This is a genomic window from Sphingobacterium arenae, assembly GCF_014692505.1.
GTDB classification, from domain to species: domain Bacteria; phylum Bacteroidota; class Bacteroidia; order Sphingobacteriales; family Sphingobacteriaceae; genus Sphingobacterium; species Sphingobacterium arenae.
On record NZ_JACNYK010000002.1, the window covers coordinates 271,234 to 289,616 of the forward strand.

The following is an 18,383-nucleotide window of genomic DNA, read 5'->3' on the forward strand; positions in this document are numbered from 1 at the left end:
TATAAGACATGAAAAATATATTTATTACAATATCTTTGATGACCCTGCTTCTCACAGCAGGTTGCAAACATGAGGATTGGTTGCATCGTGATCCAAAAGACATTATTACAGATGAACAATTATGGAACGACCCTGTATTGCTCACTTCTCTATTAGCCAACTATTATGATCGCCTTCCGCAATTACACGGCGTGTTCAATACAGGAGGCATGTCGGAGATCGACGATGCGATGTGGTCCGGTCACCGAGACCAGAACTGGCGAAATGATTTCCAATATGGGGATGATTACGGCCGCTATTGGGACTATGCACTAATCCGGGATATTAACCTTTCCTTGGAGAATATTGAGGAACATTCCGTAAGTATCGAACCGGAACAAAAGGAACTTTTCATAGCAGAACTGCGTTTTATACGAGCCTTCGTTTATTTTGAACTTGTAAAAAGAATGGGAGGCGTTCCCTTAGTTACCGAACAGTTGATTTACGACTTCGGAGGCGACCCTACTTATTTACAAATACCGCGTTCTAAAGAACATGAAATCTATGATTTTGTATACGATGAATTAGAGGCCATTAAGGATAATTTAGCCTTGAACAGTGGTAGCAGGACACGTGCTAACACCGTAACAGCTCTGGCCCTACAAAGTAGAGCTATGCTTTACGCCGGCTCTATTTCGAAATACAATGCGCTAATGGGCTCTCCAATATCCACTCCGGGCGGCGAGGTTGGCATTCCGGCATCGATGGCTAATGATTATTATACAAAATCACTTACTGCTTCAAAAGCGATCTTAAGCAATTCCACCTATAGTCTCTATGATGCCAACAGCGATAAAGGAACAAATTTTTATGATATGCTCAATACCAAATCGACGACGGAGGTAATCTTCGCCAAAGATTTTAAACAAGGTGTAAAATCCCATTGGTTTACGTATGACAACATCGTAAAAAGTTTCACAGAAGACAACGAGTCGTCATCTACCTTGACACCGTCGTTAAGCTTCGTCGAAAGTTTCGATTATTTAGATGGCAGCAAAGGTTCCTTGCGCATTAAAGACGGCTCGGGAGATTATATCCGTTACGAACATCCTGCAGATTTATTCGCAGACAAAGACCCTCGTTTAGCAGGAACCGTCGTATACCCCGGAGCAACGTTCAAAGGCCGTGAAGTAAGTATGCAGGCTGGCGTTGCTGTCTGGGAGAATGGACGCTACCAGTTCCGCACCTCCGCGCGCTTAGGTGATCAGTTTGAATATGACGACGGCGGTACAAAACGACAGGTATTATGGACCGGATTTGACGGTCCGTCTGACAATGCACAAGACGTTAGTAATACGGGATTTTACATCCGTAAGTTTGTGAGTGATGCTGCTGGTGCCAGTGCTAGAGGTATAGCCGCAGAAAATTGGTGGCCCTGGTTCCGTATGGGCGAAATCTACTTGAATGCGGCAGAAGCTGCTTTTGAACTGGGCGAGGCTAACGCTGTAGATTATATGAACACTTTACGGGAACGCGCCGGGTTTGAACCTAATAGCATACAACAACTGACTACGGATATCATCCGCAATGAGCGTCGGGTAGAACTCGCCTTTGAAGACCATCGATTTTTCGATCTGAAAAGATGGCGAATTGCACATCAGGTGTGGAACGGCTCGGAAAGTGGTGCAAATGCTGTCGTACGCGGATTGTATAGCTACCTTATTGTACGTCCGGGTCATCCAGATCATGGAAAGTACATTTTCGAGACGATCCGACCTGCACGATTCATCAGGGCACGTCTTTTCCGTATGGCGAACTACTACTCTTCGATAGACCAAAATGTGTTAAACAATAATCCAAAATTGGTTAGAAATCCATTCCATTAATTTCCAAAACGTTATGAAAATAAAAACATCCATTTTAACGATATTGATCACCACAACGGTAATATTTACAAGTTGTGAATATGATAATTTTGCCGAGCCTACCTCAATCCTCAGCGGGCGTGTCGTTTATGCCGGTGAGCCCGTAGGTGTTCGTACAAACGGTCCACAGCTTGAACTATGGGACGATGGACAGGAACTAAGTGCACAGTTTCCGATCCACATCGCACACGACGGCACTTTCTCTGCTGTTTTATTTGACGGCGAATACAAATTAGTACGCAAGGCCAATTCCCCTTGGCTTCCAGAATTGACGGATACCCTTGTCATTCAGGTAAACGGGCATACCGAAATAGACGTCCCGGTACAACCCTATTTTACAGTGAGCAATAGCAGTATCCAACAGAATGATGGCACGGTTACGGCGGACTTCACATTAAACAAAGTGGCAGAAACTGCGACTTTAGACAATGTAAATATCTACTTTGGCAAAAATATGCTAATCGATGATGTCCGCCATGACCATAAAACCTCGATACCTGCTGCCGACATTACGATAGACGGAACAAATAGTATAGCGGCCGAGATTCCAGCGACCCTAAGTAGTCTAGGATACATTTTCATACGGATAGGTGTAAAATCCACTGCTTCCGGAGAACTGTATTATACGCAGGTTCAAAAAATTAATTTATAGCATCTGATACTTGATTTGATATAGCATGATAAAAACAAAGTCTTTATTACCCCTAGCTTTCGCTTGGCTACTCACAGGTGGAATACCATACGCCGTCTTTGCACAACCGGGCTTCGGCCAGGCAGAAAAAATAAATAATAACTGGCGTTTCCATCTTGGCGATACCGACCAAGCTATCGCACAGGATCAATTGGGTCGCTCATGGCGTTCTGTTCAACTGCCGCACGACTGGGGTGTGAAACAGCCCCTGAGTCCTACCTTGGCAAGTGCCACCGGATACCTACCCGGCGGTATTGGATGGTATAGAAAGACCATAAACTTTTCGCAGAAAGACAAGGGTAAAAAACTCTATATCTATTTTGAAGGCGTGTACAACCGCAGTGAAGTGTTTGTCAACGGACAATCGATTGGCAAACGTCCGAATGGATATATCTCGCTCAACTACGACATTACACCCTATATCAAATATGGCGAAGAAAACACTATAGCGGTCAAAGTAGACCACAGCCAAGACGCCGACTCCCGCTGGTATACCGGTTCAGGAATCTATCGAGATGTATGGTTGGTACGTGCAAACCCAATCCATATAGAGCAATGGGGTGTGTACGCCTATCCGGAAGTTAAAAATAACCGGGGAACACTGCACGTACAAACGGCTGTACAAAATGAAACAGACCAAACAACATCGTTGTCTGTACTGACAGAACTTCTAGATCCCCAAGGTCAGGTCGTAGCAAAGAAAACCACAAAAACAACATTGGCGGCTGGTGGGCGTGAAGAGGTACAAACCTCACTGGACGTGAAAAACCCAAAATTGTGGAGCTTAGAAACGCCACATCAATATACATTAAGAACCCGCGTTCTACAAGGAAAAGAGCAGATCGACGAATCAGAAGTCAAAACAGGCTTCCGTACCTTAACTTTTGATCCTAACAAAGGCTTTGCGCTTAACGGTGAATGGATGAAAATGAAAGGGGTCTGTATCCACCATGATGCCGGTGTCCTAGGAGCCGAAGCCTATCCGGAAGTTTGGCGTCGCCGTTTATTAGCTTTAAAAGAACTCGGCGTGAATGCTATCCGTACCAGTCATAACCCGCAAGCTCCTTCTTTATATGCGTTGTGCGATGAGCTTGGCCTCCTCGTCATGAACGAAGCATATGATGAATGGGAATTTCCGAAGAGAAAATGGCTCGAAGGCTGGAACGTAGGAACGCCAGGATTCCAAGGATCGTATGATTTCTTTGAAGAATGGGGCGAAAAAGATCTGGAAGACATGGTGAAACGCGACCGCAACCACATCTCCATCTTCGCCTGGAGTATTGGTAATGAGGTAGATTATCCTAACGACCCCTACTCCCACCCCGTGCTAGATGGTGGTGCCGAAAGTGGGTTTACACAAGCCATGTTTGGAGGCTACAAAAAAGATGCTCCAGATGCCATGCGTCTGGGCGCTATTGCTAAACGTCTCGCAGCGGTCGTGCGCAAATTCGACAACCGCCCGATAACGGCTGGATTAGCAGGGGTAGCCATGTCTAATGAAACGGAGTATCCGAGTGCATTGGATATCGCCGGCTATAATTATACCGAAAGCTTTTACCATCGAGATCATGAGCGGTATCCCGCACGTGTTATTTACGGAAGTGAAAACCGCCACGACATGGGTGCGTGGAAAGCTGTACGTGACAACGAACATATCTTCGGACAGTTTCTTTGGACAGGTATCGACTATCTTGGCGAATCCGGCCGCTGGCCATCTCGCGGGTTCTATTCCGGATTATTGGATTTTGCAGGTTTTGTGAAACCACGTGGGCATTTCCGTCAAGCGCTATGGGCAAACAAACCCGTGGCACACTTAGGCACCTATCCGCTACAAGGTGGTGGTGCTGCGACCGATGTATGGTCCAGACTAGAAGCTGAACAAGGGCAACAAAAAGATCAGGCTCCATCCATGGATGCTTGGCCGACCTGGAATTATCAGGAAGGACAACAGATACGCGTGGTGTGCTACACCAACAGTGCACAAGCACGATTAGAACTCAACGGAAAAGTAGTTGGTGAAACCAAAGCCTACAACGATGAGCATGGAATTATTTATTGGGACATTCCATATACAGCTGGAAAACTGGAAGTGATCGGACTAGATGACAACAACCAAGAGGTAGTCCGTCAACATATTCAATCTAGTAAAAAGCCGCATGCTATCCAGATCATACCGTCGAATAGTACGTCCGTTCGCGCTCAAGGCGGTGTTGCACAGATCGAATTACAGATTGTCGATGAGGATGGCCTACCGGTTATCCTGGCGGAGGATGAAATCACCTGCCAAGTTGCTGGAAAGGGTAGATTGCTAGGCATGGAAGCTGGTAATAACTCCGATATGGGTGATTACACAGACAATAAACAACGTGTATACCACGGCAAAATGATTGTCTATGTACAAGCCAATGGGAATCCAGACGATAAATTGGCTGTGCGGTTTTCGGCCCCTTGGCTCGAAGCAGCCGATGTAGAGATTACGTTAAACTAATAAAGAAAAAAGCGCTGTGTTTTGTTACAGCGCTTTTTCTTTATTCATTTCTTTTCTTTATTGCACGCCTTCCGTAGTCATCACGATACGTTTGATGGTTCCATCCTCCTGATGGTATAACCGATCTATACAGATCGAACGACTGTAACTACCCCCGTCGGTATTGATACCGCCATTATGGTATATAAAATACCACTCCCCTTTAAATTGGACGATAGCCTGATGGTTCGTGTTGCTATTGCCAGCAATTTCATTGAGAATACCCTTATATTCATAGGGACCTTCGATATTGTCTGCCGTAGCATACGCAATTTTTTCGGGAAATTCCGTGGCATAGGTCAAATAATACTTGCCATTATAGGTATGGATCCATGGTGCCTCGGTAAAGCTAAAGCCATCAAATTGTACTTGTTTGATCTCGCCATCAATCTCGATCATATTATCTTTTAACTTCGCATAATAACACTCCCGGTTACCCCAAAAGATCCACGCCTGCCCGTCGTCATCGACAAATACCGCCGGATCAATGCAAGCCCAAGAATGGGTAGAAGCAAAGCAATCGTCGTTCGTCAACAACGGTTTTCCCAACGCATCTTTGAATGGCCCTTCAGGACGATCAGACACGGCGACGCCGATTCCCGACCAATTGGTGCTGATATACCAATAATATTTACCATCACGTTTCACCATATCTGCCGCAAAAGCATCCCCACTTTTTGCCCAGGGGAAATCTTCTATCTTCATCGGTACCGGATACTCTGTCCAGTTCTTCATATCGGTCGTAGAAAACACCAACCAGTCTTTCATCTTATATCCCCGCTGACCTCCCGCAAAATCATGCCCAGCATATAACCATAAGGTATCCCCTTGTACAAGAGCCGCAGGATCTGCCGTATAATGATGGGTAATAATCGGGTTGCCCTTGGCTTCGAAATGATAACGATCTCCAGTTTCAACGGGTTGTAGCAAAGCCGTCGGTACACCGCCCCATTTCGCATGCAAACGTCGAGCTTCCTCCTTCGTAATACCAATGACACTTCCATGTCGCGGATGGAAATTCTTATTAAATGATTCTGTTTCCGTTGTAAAGTCAAACAAATCCGTACTCCGTTGGAATTCATACCGTCCGTCAGCATAAAGATCATACATCAAGATATATTCATCGCTATCATTCAGCTTGAAGACACTCGATCCTTCAACCACAATAGATGTATCCGCATAGGCATCCAAATAGATAAAATCCTCTTTCCAAGGTCCTTTCAACGATTTACTGGTTGCTTGTTGAATGCCATTTTTGAATTCTTTCCCTTCGGCGTCTTTGGTATTTCCTTTATAAAAGAAGTGGTAAAGCCCATCTTTGTAAATAATATCACCATCGATACCGCCAAACTTGGGGCTAAACAACAATGTAGGCTCTTTTTCAAATCCTGTAAAATCTTTATTCGCATACGCGCCATAAAAATCAAGTTTGGTATTGTTATGCAAGCGAACGGTAAAATATACGAGGTATTTTCCTACTTTTTTATCATAGAAAACCTGCGGTGCCCATACCCATTTCACATTCCCAAACTTTTTAGGGTATAATTTAGCCAGATCCAAGATACTATGCTTCCAATCCAATAAGTCGTCCGACTTCATCAAGATAATCCCGGGATTGGTTTCCCAACCATTCTTTTTCGTAAACATATCCGTCGCGACCATATAGAAGCTATCCTCATTTTCACCTCGGTAGATATGCGGATCACGTATCCCCCCGGTCTGGGAAATATCGGTGGAAGCCATGATAGGCATGTTTCCATTTAACGCTGTCCAATTTACGGCATCTGCACTAACCGCAAAACGGAGCTGTTCTTGTTGCTCTCCCTTTCCGGTTCCTTCAAAATACGCGAATAAGTAGGCTTCAAATTTAGATTCGTGCGTTTGTGATTGTCCGTGTATATAGGGCGGGTGGAACAATAAACAAAAGAAAAACAATGCGCCCAATAGGATTTTCGATACTTGGTCTGAACTTTTCATCATATTTTGTCTGAATATATGTGTTAGATTAATGGAGGGCGATTATCTCCTGATTATTTAATACGCGATTATAAACGTGAATACCTTGAACCCAACTATTGGGGGATGTCCATTTAACGGCTGGTTGATTGATTTTCCCAATCACTATACATTGATCCAACAGACCATTGATATAGGTATACAAGATTCCTTTTTCATACGTTAAGATCAACTTGAAACGCTGTAGTTTTTCAGGAATATACCATTTTCCGCTTGTACCACGGTTATACTGTCTCCAGCTATCTGCAGAGCCAAGTACATTCGTGCTAGGGTATATTGTTCCTTTAAACTCAACTTGTGGTTTCAAGCTATTGCTATCCAACCGATAAGACAAATCTCCAATCTGGAACAACGTGCCTTCATAATTTGTCGTATCGGTCACTACATCCAATGAAATGGTAAATCTTTTGCCAAGTTTGCCTTGAAAACCATTCTCCTTGCTGACGACTCCTTTGGCAAGATCAACAGCCGTGTTCATGCCTTCAAAGTCACTGTGAATCGCCGTTGGATAACCCGGACGCGACTTGCTTACAATCCAATCATAATAATCCCCATGCATCCAAGTCAGTCGCAGCGGTATCCCCAGACTTCCCTTGATCATATAAGGTCGTATATTATTCTTAGATGAGTTGGAGGTAATCGCTTCCGTCGACAGGATATCACCGGCATCATCAAGGGTATATTTTATCAACTCATATACATATCCATGCGTACCATCCACTGGGACGGAACAATATACCTCATTTACCTTATCCGGATTAATTGCCATTCCGCCGCTATAACACATTTCTAAGTTTTCCGTCTGGTGAAAATGTCCGCCACCGTTTGCTAAAAACGTCTTTTCCCACGCTGCTCCTGTCCACCTCCCGTAATAATAATCGTGCGACTTCTTATCTTCACTAATCCGCACAAAGGCAATGACCGGAGAGCCATCTTTATCAATGGCCACCTGCCAAACCCAATCACGTTGTTGTGGATTATCCACCACGATGGTCGGAAACTCTTGTAGATATGCATCCGTTTTGTTGACACGAAAAGCCCCCTCTTCAATTTTCGCAAGTTCAGCACCTTGTACATCGTGCAATGTCAGACTATTTATATCCACATAACTGAAATACAAGAAGTTTGGATTTTCGTTATCCGGATGTCCTGTCGTATACGCGATATAGATTTTGTCTTTACCATTGGATACATATTTAGCATAAGGTCGGGAACCTGTAGATTGTACAATCTGACGTGGTTCACCTATAAAGGCTACGTTGTCTGCTGCATCCGGTAAGGACAAACGAGCGATCGTCGGATGCCAGTTCAGCCCTCGCCAACAGAGATAAAAATGGTCCGGATCGTCTGCCAAGATAAAAGGTGACGGATATGTTGTATTGTGATCTGTTTCCAGCCTTTTTTCTTCACCGAGTGTCGTGATATCACCTGGTTTTTGTGAAATCCGGTAATAAAAACAGCGTTCATCGGTGTGACGGGAATAAAATACCATCACCCGGTCATCGGGTAACACTAAAAACGTAGGATTATTGTGATCGTCGGGCTGAAACCAAGAGCGTACCAATACCTCCACCTGTTCGTTTTTTACGAAGTCGTACTGCATCGCCTTGATGTTGCCGTGCACATCAATATAACCGATGTATGTTTTTTGGATTTTCTTTTTGGGGTTTTCATGATGGATAGCTCTCGGATCGGCAAACCAACACCATGCTCCTTCGGGAGATACTTCATATCCTTGTCCGAAAACTGGAGCAGCAACATGCAAAAGATGCACTAAAAGAAGTAAAACTATGTAGCATATTTTTTTGACCATATTATCCATGTCATCTGATTAAGTCTATAAATTTGGATACTGCTGCACAAAAATGTACAAATATGCCCGTTTTTGTGTCTGTAAATCGCCCAAATAGGTTTAAAATACATTCATCCAAGCCAATGGCCATAGTGTGGAATAAAAATAAATGTTATTTTTACATTTGTCAAGTAAATTTCGTTTATTTAAGAAATTTTATTGTTACACCCTAGATGTAAACCTTTATATGATGAACACAAATTCAATAAAAAGACAGACTTATCTTAGCCCCCTCTTGTTTTTATGCTGTGTGGTTATCGGCGTCACACAAAGTAAAGCACAACAAGCTCCGACAGAAAAAGACATGCGTGCTTACCTCCTAGTTTTTCATAACGACGACACCCATAGTTTACATATGGCGTTAGGCCATGACGGTTATACCTTTACCGCACTGAACGACGGCGACCCCATTATCGCGGGCGATACTATTGCCGACCAAAAAGGTATCCGGGATCCACATATTTACCGGGGTCCGGACGGAGCCTTTTACCTAGCCATGACCGATCTGCACATCTATGCTCAGCAAGCCGGATATCGCGATGCCGAATGGGAGCGCGAAGACTATGGCTGGGGGAACAACCGCGGGTTGGTCCTCATGAAGTCTCCCGATCTGATCCATTGGAAACGCGCAAACCTACGGTTAGACAAACAGGCTCCCTTCTTTCAGGATATCGGATGTGCATGGGCTCCCGAGACCACCTTCGATGAAGAAGCCGGAAAACTGATGATTTACTTTACCATGCGGCACCGCACAGATGCCGCAAAATTATATTACGCTTATGTCAATGATGATTTCGACCGTTTGGAATCCACTCCGCAGATACTATTTGAATATCCCGACGAAAAAATCACTGCATTGGATGCCGATATTACCAAAGTAGGCGACGAATACCGGATGTTCTACGTTTCGCATGATGGGGTCGCGGGTATTAAGCAAGCCGTATCGGATCGTGCAAACGGAGGTTACGTGTTCGACCATCGTTGGTATGATCCGGAACCTCAAGCCTGTGAAGCTCCTAACGTATGGAAACGCATCGGCGAAGAAAAATGGGTACTGATGTATGATTGTTACGGGCAATCGGTTCACAATTTTGGTTTCAGTGAAACAACAGATTTCGTAAACTTCCAAAATCTCGGACAGTTCAACCAAGGCGTTATGAAAACCACCAATTTTACCTCACCCAAGCATGGCGCGGTTATTCATCTCACCAAAGCGGAGGCTGATAAATTAATTGAAAAATGGGGCCTATAGGCCCCAACTGTTTTATAGATTCACAACACTATTTGTGAGAATATTTCTTTTGGTAAGATGATCACGCAACGCTCTCCTATTTAGGATTAGCGACTCTAACTACCGTAAAAGAATACGGAGGAATCTCGTAAACCCAATCTTTCTCCACCGTAATCTCCGCTGTCACGGGCTGTGCTTTATCATCATCGGGTCGGCCGCTCAATACCATTTTTGTTGCCCTCGCAGTTTCCGTTAGCAAGCCGTCCAAAGTCACTTTACTACGGACACCTACAGGTAATAAATTTGCCAAGCGGATGATGATATCACCACTCTCCTCATCTTTTACAACCGAACAGGCAACGCGTTTTCTGACAGCTTCATCGGTATGGTTTAGTTCAATATGATTGGCAAAATATTCGTTTCCGGCATGCACACCGAATAGTTTTTGCACATAGTACCCTACCGTTGGTTTGATCTCGTCGTTGTTGAAGTAAATCAGATCCGGATTCCACTGCGTACGTTTTTCTTTGGCCAACAAAGGTGCATAACTGGTCATGCTCACTATATCGGCATTCCGTTCGATATTGATCAGGTGCAAGGCCTCCGTCAATGCTGTTTCTATATTGGTCGCACGGTTAGGTAAATGGGCTGCGTATTCTCCCACATACACTTTTGCTTTGCTGCGATCATAGCGATCATAAAAATCCTGATTGTGGATATACCATCCAGGAGTCTGGTAGTAATGTTCATCAATCATCGGTACACCCAGTTCCGTAGCGACTTCCCATCCACGCTCATAATCTGATCCTTCCGACCACGGCCCACTGGTACCGATCACAACGATATCCGGATATTTCTCCTTGATAGCGTCGAAAATCATTTGGAAACGCTCTATAAATACTTCCGATATCAAGTCTTCGTTTCCGACACCGATATACTTCAAGTTAAAAGGTTCAGGATGTCCAGCCTCCGCGCGCATCTTGGCCCATTTGTTTGTTTTAGGATCGCCATTTGCCCATTCAATCAAATCCAAGATATCTTGGATGTACGCACCCATATCTTCCAATGGAATTCCGCCCTGTTGCCCTCCGATCGGATGATCACATTTTTCCGAATTTTGACAAGGAACTCCAGCCGCTACGATAGGCATAGGCGCAGCACCGATATCCGCACAGAACTGGAAATATTCGTAATAGCCTAATCCCATCGACTGATGGTAGCCCCAAAGGTTGCGCTGTGGTTTACGAGCTTCCAATGGCCCGATCGTATTTTTCCAGTGGTAGATATTTTCTATACCCTGTCCGTGTGCAACACACCCGCCCGGAAAACGCACAAAGCGAGGTTTAATATCCGCCAATACTTGGGCTAAGTCCCGACGTAAGCCATTCTTACGTTCGTTAAACGTCTCCTGGGGAAATAAGGAAACCATATCTAAGGCAATCTTTCCTTCTGCTTGCGGGATTATTTCCAGTCTTCCGTTGGAGACATCTCCTTTCGCAACCAATACGGCTTCCTGTTTCTTCCAATTTTCAGTTAACGCACCAGTTATTGTTTCGCCATATACTGCACCGTGTTCATCTAGCAGGCGTATTTTCAAACGGGCGTCCTTTCCATCGATCGTTTTGGCGAGGACCGAAAAGTCGTATTTTGCATTCGCTTTTAAAGAAATCCCATCAAAGCCCTCATTCTGCAATCCAGCACCAACCTTGTTCACTGTCAAGACGGCATAGTGCTTATTATTTTCATGAATAGGCGATGCGGTTTCGATCGCAAAGGAAACATCCCTGTTTGTCGTTTTCCAAGCTGTCTTACTGTGCCAATTCGGGTCATTTTTTCTATCCGTCGGTTGGTACTCAAACCCTCTATTCTGCACGAGCTCGGCATATATCCCCCCATCTGCGGCGTAATTGATATCTTCAAAAAAAATCCCGATCAGCTTATCACTGATTGCCTTGGATTCGTTGGCCTGAACCGTAATATTGGCTTCTAGCTGATGGAGATCCCGAAAACGTGTTGGATCGTCACGCATTAACTCTGCATGCTGTGCATTTCTGTACTTGGAAACCTGTACGTGTTTAATCAATTTATCGATTACCTCCCAAGGAACCTTGTGTAAAGTACCAGTCTCTTCACGTCCCGCAATCGTCGCTTGACTTCTTTGCCCGATACGCGTATCTGCATCAGCCCGCCCCACATCAGCATACCTCCGAAAATCTTTTGTCGTCGTTTGGAAAAACTTCTTCTCCCCCGTCTGATTACCTATCCAAGATATACGATAACGATCCTGCGTTTGGTCGTACTCGATCTCCAGCGCCGTGCAGTTATCATGGTGATGCAGAATGGGATACTCTTGTGGAATCCATCGAACCAGATCAGGCGATTTCGCATAAGCGAATGTCGGATCCTGATCATTCACCGTCCATACCGCGTGCCAATAACCATCTGCACCTCGTGTCAATACCGGATCGAACATCCGCTTTTCTCCACCCCAAGTACCATAATCCGATTTTACAAACGCAAACTCGGGGCCGATAGTATGCCATGTCTTTTGGTCTCGGCTCCAGGCGAAATGCAATCCGGCCTTATTATCCTGCTTGCCGGTAGAATAGGCAAAAATATACGTCGAATCCGGTTCGTTGGCAAATAAATTCAGGAAAGGACTACTTGTCAAAAGCAATAAAAATATCCATTTCATTATTGTACAGGTATTTTAATAACAGTAAACGAATAAGGAGGAAAGGTATCCTTAATGGCTTTACCTTTATAATTCACCTGCTCTGTCTGTGGCTTTATTCTCAAAGGTTCTTCGAGGCTATTTACCACATTCAGATCGGCATTTGCCAATGTAATCTTGGTTGCATTCCCCTTCATTTTTTTCTTGGTATCCAGTTGGAAGTTGGCCTCAACAGACTGTTCGTTGTAGTTCACAAATTTAACGATCAGCTCTTTTGTATTAGCATCATACACAGCGGAAGCGTATAGACTGTCCTGACCAACAACATTTTGATCGCCAAGTTTTACAGGGATAATATCCGTACCTTTATTTAAGGAGTACAACTTCTGAACGTGATAACTTGGTGTACCATATACATTCAGGTTGTCTACCCAAATAAGGTCGGGCGACCATTGCCAACCGTCTACATGACCAAACAGCGGTGCATAAGAAGCCATCGTTACCACATCACCGTTACGTTCCAATCCCGTCAAGAAAGCTGCTTCGGATAATGCTGCCTCCCACGTACTTCTTCCTGGACCTTGTGGTCGCGTAGTATGCGATGCATATTCTCCGGCAAAGATCTTCGGTCCGTTACGATCGTAGTCGTCATAGCGATCTGCTCCTGAAAGGAACCATGCTGGTGGACGATAGTAATGTTCATCGATGATATCCACCTTCATGTCGCGGAGTTTTTCATCCAGATAGTCAAAGCGCTCCCCATTCGGATCTGTACCCGAGCTTGCGATGATCTGTATTTCCGGATGCTTCTCTTGCAAAATCTTTTGGAAGATCGCTAATCTTTCGATATACTGCGGGCCCCAGTTTTCATTTCCGACACCCAACATTTTCAAATTGAAAGGCGCTGGATGTCCCATCTCCGCACGGAGTTTACCCCAAGGTGTATGGGTATCGCCATTGGCAAATTCAATCAGATCCAAGGCATCTTGGATATATTCGTCCAATTCGTCCAACGGAACGACTTCTCCTGTATTAAACTGGCACGCCATTCCACAGTTAAGGATTGGAACCGGTTCTGCACCGATATCTTCCGATAGCAAGAAATACTCATAAAAGCCCAAGCCGAAGGTTTGAAAGTAATCGGGTGTTAAGCGATGGCTAAACTCTGTATTCCAACGATTGATAATCAGCTCACGCTCTTCGATTGGCCCGACGGTTTTTTTCCACTGAAAACGTGTTGCCAAGTCTCTACCTTCTACGATACAGCCTCCCGGAAAACGAACGAAATCAGGCTCCATATCTGCCAATATCTGCACCATATCTTTCCGAAGGCCTTTAGGACGGTTTTTCCAAGTATCTTGCGGGAAAAGCGACAACATATCCACTTCTACATCACCCACTCCTTCAAACCAGATGTTTAATTTTCCTTTTGGTGAGGTCTCCGACGAAGTGAACGTCACCGATCCGGTTTGCCAGTTGGCTCCTTGCGACAAAGGTAACGCCGCCGTACCGATTACCTGGTCTTGCTCATTTAGCAATTCCACTTTAATCCGTATACCCGGAGACGCCTGCCGATATAGCAACGAAAATTCGTAACCATCTCCTTTCTTCACGCCCATGCCGCGGAAACCTTCATTTTGCAGACCCGTTTTAAAGTCCGTTGGTTTATGTATTTTTAGTGATCTCGCATTTCCTTTGCGACGGCTGTCGTTGACAATCAAAAAAGTACCCTCCGGAACGTTCTCCAAACGTTTCCATCCCATCATCGGATGGTCAAACTCAAACGACCGGTTTTTAACAAGCTCCGCATAAATACCCCCATCAGCACCAAGGTTGATGTCTTCAAAGAATATACCCCACATGTGTGGTGATATTTTGCCAGAGGCATTATCTAGTTGGACTTTCAGATCGACAGCATTCTGGGCATATAAAAACGAGCCGCAAATAGCTAAAACAGTCGTTAATGATAGTATCTTCTTCATCTATATTAAGAATTTATATGTTCAATTTTTTACTAAATAAGTTCCAATACAATAACCGAATGTGCTGGAATATCGATCTCTAGCTGATTATCCTTCAATTTGGCATCTTTATATTCTTTCGGAAGTACCGTATTAGGTTGCTCAAATGTATTGTGTTCTCTTAAATTATTGGTAGTCAGAATACGCCCGGTAAGGTGTTTTGCCTTGATGCCCCCTAAGTCCAATGAAACTTTCTTTTTTGCTTTCGGATCAATATTCACGACAGAAATGTGTACTCTACCTTGTTTATCTTTTGATGCAGAAGCCGAGATAGCCGGGATTTCTTCTTCGCCATATTTATAGGTATCGCTGTGCAGTTCGATCGGGATCAACTGCGCATCTTGGTGCACCTTATACATTTCCATCACATGATAAGTAGGTGTCACGATCATATCTTTTCCATTGGTTAAGATAACAGCTTGCAACACATTGATAGTTTGTGCTAAGTTTGCCATTTTAACGCGTTTAGCATGGTTGTTAAAGATATTTAAAGTCATCCCAGCGATCATCGCATCGCGCATAGTATTTTGCTGATATAAGAAACCCGGATTTGTTTCCGGCTCTACTTCATACCATCCTCCCCATTCATCCACAACGAGGTCTACCTTTGCTTGGGGGTCGTATTTATCCATAATTGCGCTATGTTTTTCGACAAGCTCATTCATAAACCACGCGGATTTCATCGTTTTGAAATATTCCTCATCAGAAAATTTTGTTGACGAACCCTTTTTATTCCAGTTGATGACCGCATAATGATGCAACGCGACACCTTTCATAAGATGGTTTGGTATATTCTTCATGAGTGTTTCCGTCCAGTGGTAATCTGCACTATTCGCTCCGGATGCGATACGGTATAATCCACCACTGTTGTCCCAATCAGCCATAAAGGTTGCATATTTCCGATAGATATCGCTGTAATACTCGGCAGTCATGTTCCCACCACACCCCCAGGCTTCGTTTCCTACCCCCCAAAATTTAACGTTCCAGGGTTCTTCTCTTCCGTTTTCACGTCGGAGATCCGACATCGGACTTTTTCCGGCAAAATTGACATACTGCACCCAGTCGGCTAATTCCTGTACTTCCCCACTTCCTACATTACCCGCTAGATAGGGTTCCGTTTCCAACAGCTCGCACATGTTGAGGAAGTCGTGCGTGCCAAAGGAATTGTCTTCCGTAACGCCACCCCACCAGCTGTTGACGATGGAAGGGCGGCCTTCTTTTGACCCGATTCCGTCCTTCCAATGATAGGTATCCGCAAAACATCCTCCCGGCCATCTTAAATTTGGTATCTGTAATTTTTTCAGGGCATCGACCACATCATTCCGGACACCAGCAGTATGTGCAATAGAATCATTGGCTTCTCCTACATAAAAACCATCGTAAATACATCGTCCAAGGTGTTCGGCAAAATGTCCGTAAATGTGTTTATTAATCGTAATATCGGTTTGTGTGTCCGTTAGCTTAATATTGTTCTGTCCATAAGAAAGCGTGCAGACTGACAATAAAGCAATGCTCAGTTTTAATTTTCCCTTGATCATATTTAGTTGTTTTGTTTAAATACCGGTTTATAACACCTTTTGTAAGCACGCTCCTAGTAAGCCATAAAAGCTCATTTTTGGGTTAGCACTTAAAATTAGTGTCAAAATAACACTTATTTTCATAATCGCAAAATTTTTTTTGTATTCTATGCTAGATAAAAGTGAAGAAGCCGAAAGATTAAATCTTCCGGCTTTTCCGTCAAACGTATGCTTTTTATTTACTATATCCCGGATTCTGCGTCAACGGCTCTCCTTCCTTGTTATTCAGTTGAATTTCGCTCAACGGAATAGGAAGCAGAGCGTGGTAATCCTGAAAACCTGACGTAATCTTATTTGATGGCCCATCATCGCCATTCAATGCAATACGCTCTCTCAACTTTCCGGTACGCACCAACGTCATCCGGCGATTTTCTTCCGAAATCAGTTCTCTTGCGCGCTCATCGAGAATAAAGTCCAACGTGATATCCGCTGCACTTACCTGCCCCAGATTGGCATTGCCGCTTTCTTCGCGTGCCATTTTAAATGCCCGGTCGCGAAGTACATTGATATCATCAGCTGCTCCTCCGGTATTTCCTTGGCGTAATCTGGCTTCCGCACGTAAAAGATAGGTTTCTCCTAAGCGCATCACAGACCAGTCTTTCACCAGAGCATATCCAAAATCATCGGTTTCATCATATCCGCCCCATTTTGTTGGAAAAGGATACCATACCTCTAAACTATCCGTTTTGAAAGGAATGGCTTGATCACCCGTTTTAATAGTCACGTTTTGTACGCCCCCATCTTTCGCCACACGCCAACCATCGGCATCAATACCTATCTCTGCTGAATAACCCGGTCGGTTGTAATTTACCGTTCTTCGGATATTGTAGTTACTGTTCCGAATATCTCCATCCAATCCTTGCCATACGGTGTACTTCATAAAGTTACTCAAACGAAGACGTCCGTTTCCACGTCCGCCTAGCGAATCCGCATTGACCATTCCTTCCCATTTGTGGTAAGCAGGCTGCCAAACCCGGCGGTGCTGTGGATTATCAATGGTACCACCGTTTACTTCGCGGTTATATTCCAATTCAAATGTCCATATCGCTTCCGTATTGCCTTCGGAACGGCGCATATTTCCCTGACGGAACATATCCCGGTAATAATCACCGCCTTCACCTAAATACTTTCCATAGCGTGCCTCAATCAATTTATATTGACCACCATCAATAATGTCGGATGCCATTTGTTCAGCTTTCTCAAAATAGGAAGCATCACGCTCGCCCATACGAAGATAGGCTTCTGCAGCCAACTGTCTCGCTACATCTTTATTTATCCGGCTTCCCGTACGTGTTTCTCCAACATTGGGTAGATTAGCTACCGCATAATCCAAGTCTTCCTCGATTACGATATCGACATCGGCTACCGAAGCTCTCGTGTAGTTAAAAGTAGGTACATCAATGGATTCGGTCAATAATGGAACATCTCCCCATAATGTAACGAGCGTATTATAAGCGTAGGCCCTGAAGAAACGCGCTTCCGCAGCTGCCGCCGGATTTTCGTCTCCCACCGAACTAATAATGGTATTGGCATTGTTGATAAACTGATACGAACGCTCCCAAAGGTAAGATACGCCTCCGTTTTCCGAATTGAGATCGGCATATTGATAAAAAGGATTCTCGACACCTTCCGTTGCTCCGGCACTGGTAATATCCATCCCTACTTGCCAACAGGATAAAAATCCCTGTCTACCACTCCATCCCCACAATTGGGCATAAATATAATGAAGTCCTATTAATTGGTTCTCCACGATCGAAGGGTCGCCGGTTCCTGCTTCATAGTCAGAATAGGGCTTCTCATTCAAAAAACTATCACTACACGATGCTACCCCTAAAGAGATCAATGCAAGCACCGAGCATAATTTTGTATGTTTATATATCTTCATGACTT

Annotated in this window: 10 protein-coding genes; 4 read left to right on the forward strand and 6 right to left on the reverse strand. The window is 44.3% G+C overall.

The window, feature by feature from the left end:
• Window positions 1-8: 8 nt before the first annotated feature.
• Genes H8B17_RS07570 through H8B17_RS07580 form a run of 3 tightly spaced genes read left to right on the forward strand, consistent with a single transcriptional unit; the run spans window position 9 to window position 5,083 of the window.
• Window positions 9-1,865 (forward strand): RagB/SusD family nutrient uptake outer membrane protein, encoded by a 1,857-nt coding sequence (locus H8B17_RS07570; RefSeq protein WP_190308596.1) that lies wholly within the window; start codon window positions 9-11, stop codon window positions 1,863-1,865.
• Window positions 1,866-1,878: 13 nt separating this feature from the next.
• Complete coding sequence (locus H8B17_RS07575) at window positions 1,879-2,556, forward strand: DUF3823 domain-containing protein (RefSeq protein WP_190308597.1); 678 nt, start codon at window positions 1,879-1,881, stop codon at window positions 2,554-2,556.
• Window positions 2,557-2,581: 25 nt separating this feature from the next.
• A complete protein-coding gene (locus tag H8B17_RS07580) occupies window positions 2,582-5,083 on the forward strand; it encodes a sugar-binding domain-containing protein (protein WP_190308598.1) in 2,502 nt (833 codons plus the stop codon).
• A gap of 57 nt (window positions 5,084-5,140) precedes the next feature.
• Here H8B17_RS07580 and H8B17_RS07585 read toward each other — a convergent pair whose 3' ends face one another.
• Together H8B17_RS07585 and H8B17_RS07590 are read right to left on the reverse strand one after the other, a co-directional pair.
• Window positions 5,141-7,102, reverse strand: coding sequence for a family 43 glycosylhydrolase (locus H8B17_RS07585; RefSeq protein WP_223816424.1), 1,962 nt, complete (start codon window positions 7,100-7,102; stop codon window positions 5,141-5,143).
• A 25-nt stretch (window positions 7,103-7,127) separates the two neighbouring features.
• Complete coding sequence (locus H8B17_RS07590) at window positions 7,128-8,960, reverse strand: BNR repeat-containing protein (protein WP_223816425.1); 1,833 nt, start codon at window positions 8,958-8,960, stop codon at window positions 7,128-7,130.
• A gap of 217 nt (window positions 8,961-9,177) precedes the next feature.
• Here H8B17_RS07590 and H8B17_RS07595 point away from each other — a divergent pair, with 217 nt between their 5' ends.
• Window positions 9,178-10,242, forward strand: a complete 1,065-nt coding sequence (locus H8B17_RS07595) for a glycoside hydrolase family 43 protein (RefSeq protein ID WP_223816426.1) — start codon at window positions 9,178-9,180, stop codon at window positions 10,240-10,242.
• Between the two features lie 76 nt (window positions 10,243-10,318).
• Here H8B17_RS07595 and H8B17_RS07600 read toward each other — a convergent pair whose 3' ends face one another.
• The 4 genes from H8B17_RS07600 to H8B17_RS07615 all read right to left on the reverse strand — a co-directional run bounded on the left by H8B17_RS07600 (window position 10,319) and on the right by H8B17_RS07615 (window position 18,378).
• Complete coding sequence (locus H8B17_RS07600; protein ID WP_190308600.1) at window positions 10,319-12,916, reverse strand: alpha-L-arabinofuranosidase C-terminal domain-containing protein; 2,598 nt, start codon at window positions 12,914-12,916, stop codon at window positions 10,319-10,321.
• Complete coding sequence (locus H8B17_RS07605; protein ID WP_190308601.1) at window positions 12,916-14,877, reverse strand: alpha-L-arabinofuranosidase C-terminal domain-containing protein; 1,962 nt, start codon at window positions 14,875-14,877, stop codon at window positions 12,916-12,918. Before H8B17_RS07605 ends, H8B17_RS07600 begins: the two co-directional genes overlap by 1 nt.
• Window positions 14,878-14,909: 32 nt before the next feature.
• A complete protein-coding gene (locus H8B17_RS07610; RefSeq protein WP_190308602.1) occupies window positions 14,910-16,454 on the reverse strand; it encodes an alpha-N-arabinofuranosidase in 1,545 nt (514 codons plus the stop codon).
• Between the two features lie 214 nt (window positions 16,455-16,668).
• Window positions 16,669-18,378, reverse strand: a complete 1,710-nt coding sequence (locus tag H8B17_RS07615) for a RagB/SusD family nutrient uptake outer membrane protein (RefSeq protein WP_190308603.1) — start codon at window positions 18,376-18,378, stop codon at window positions 16,669-16,671.
• Window positions 18,379-18,383: the final 5 nt, after the last annotated feature.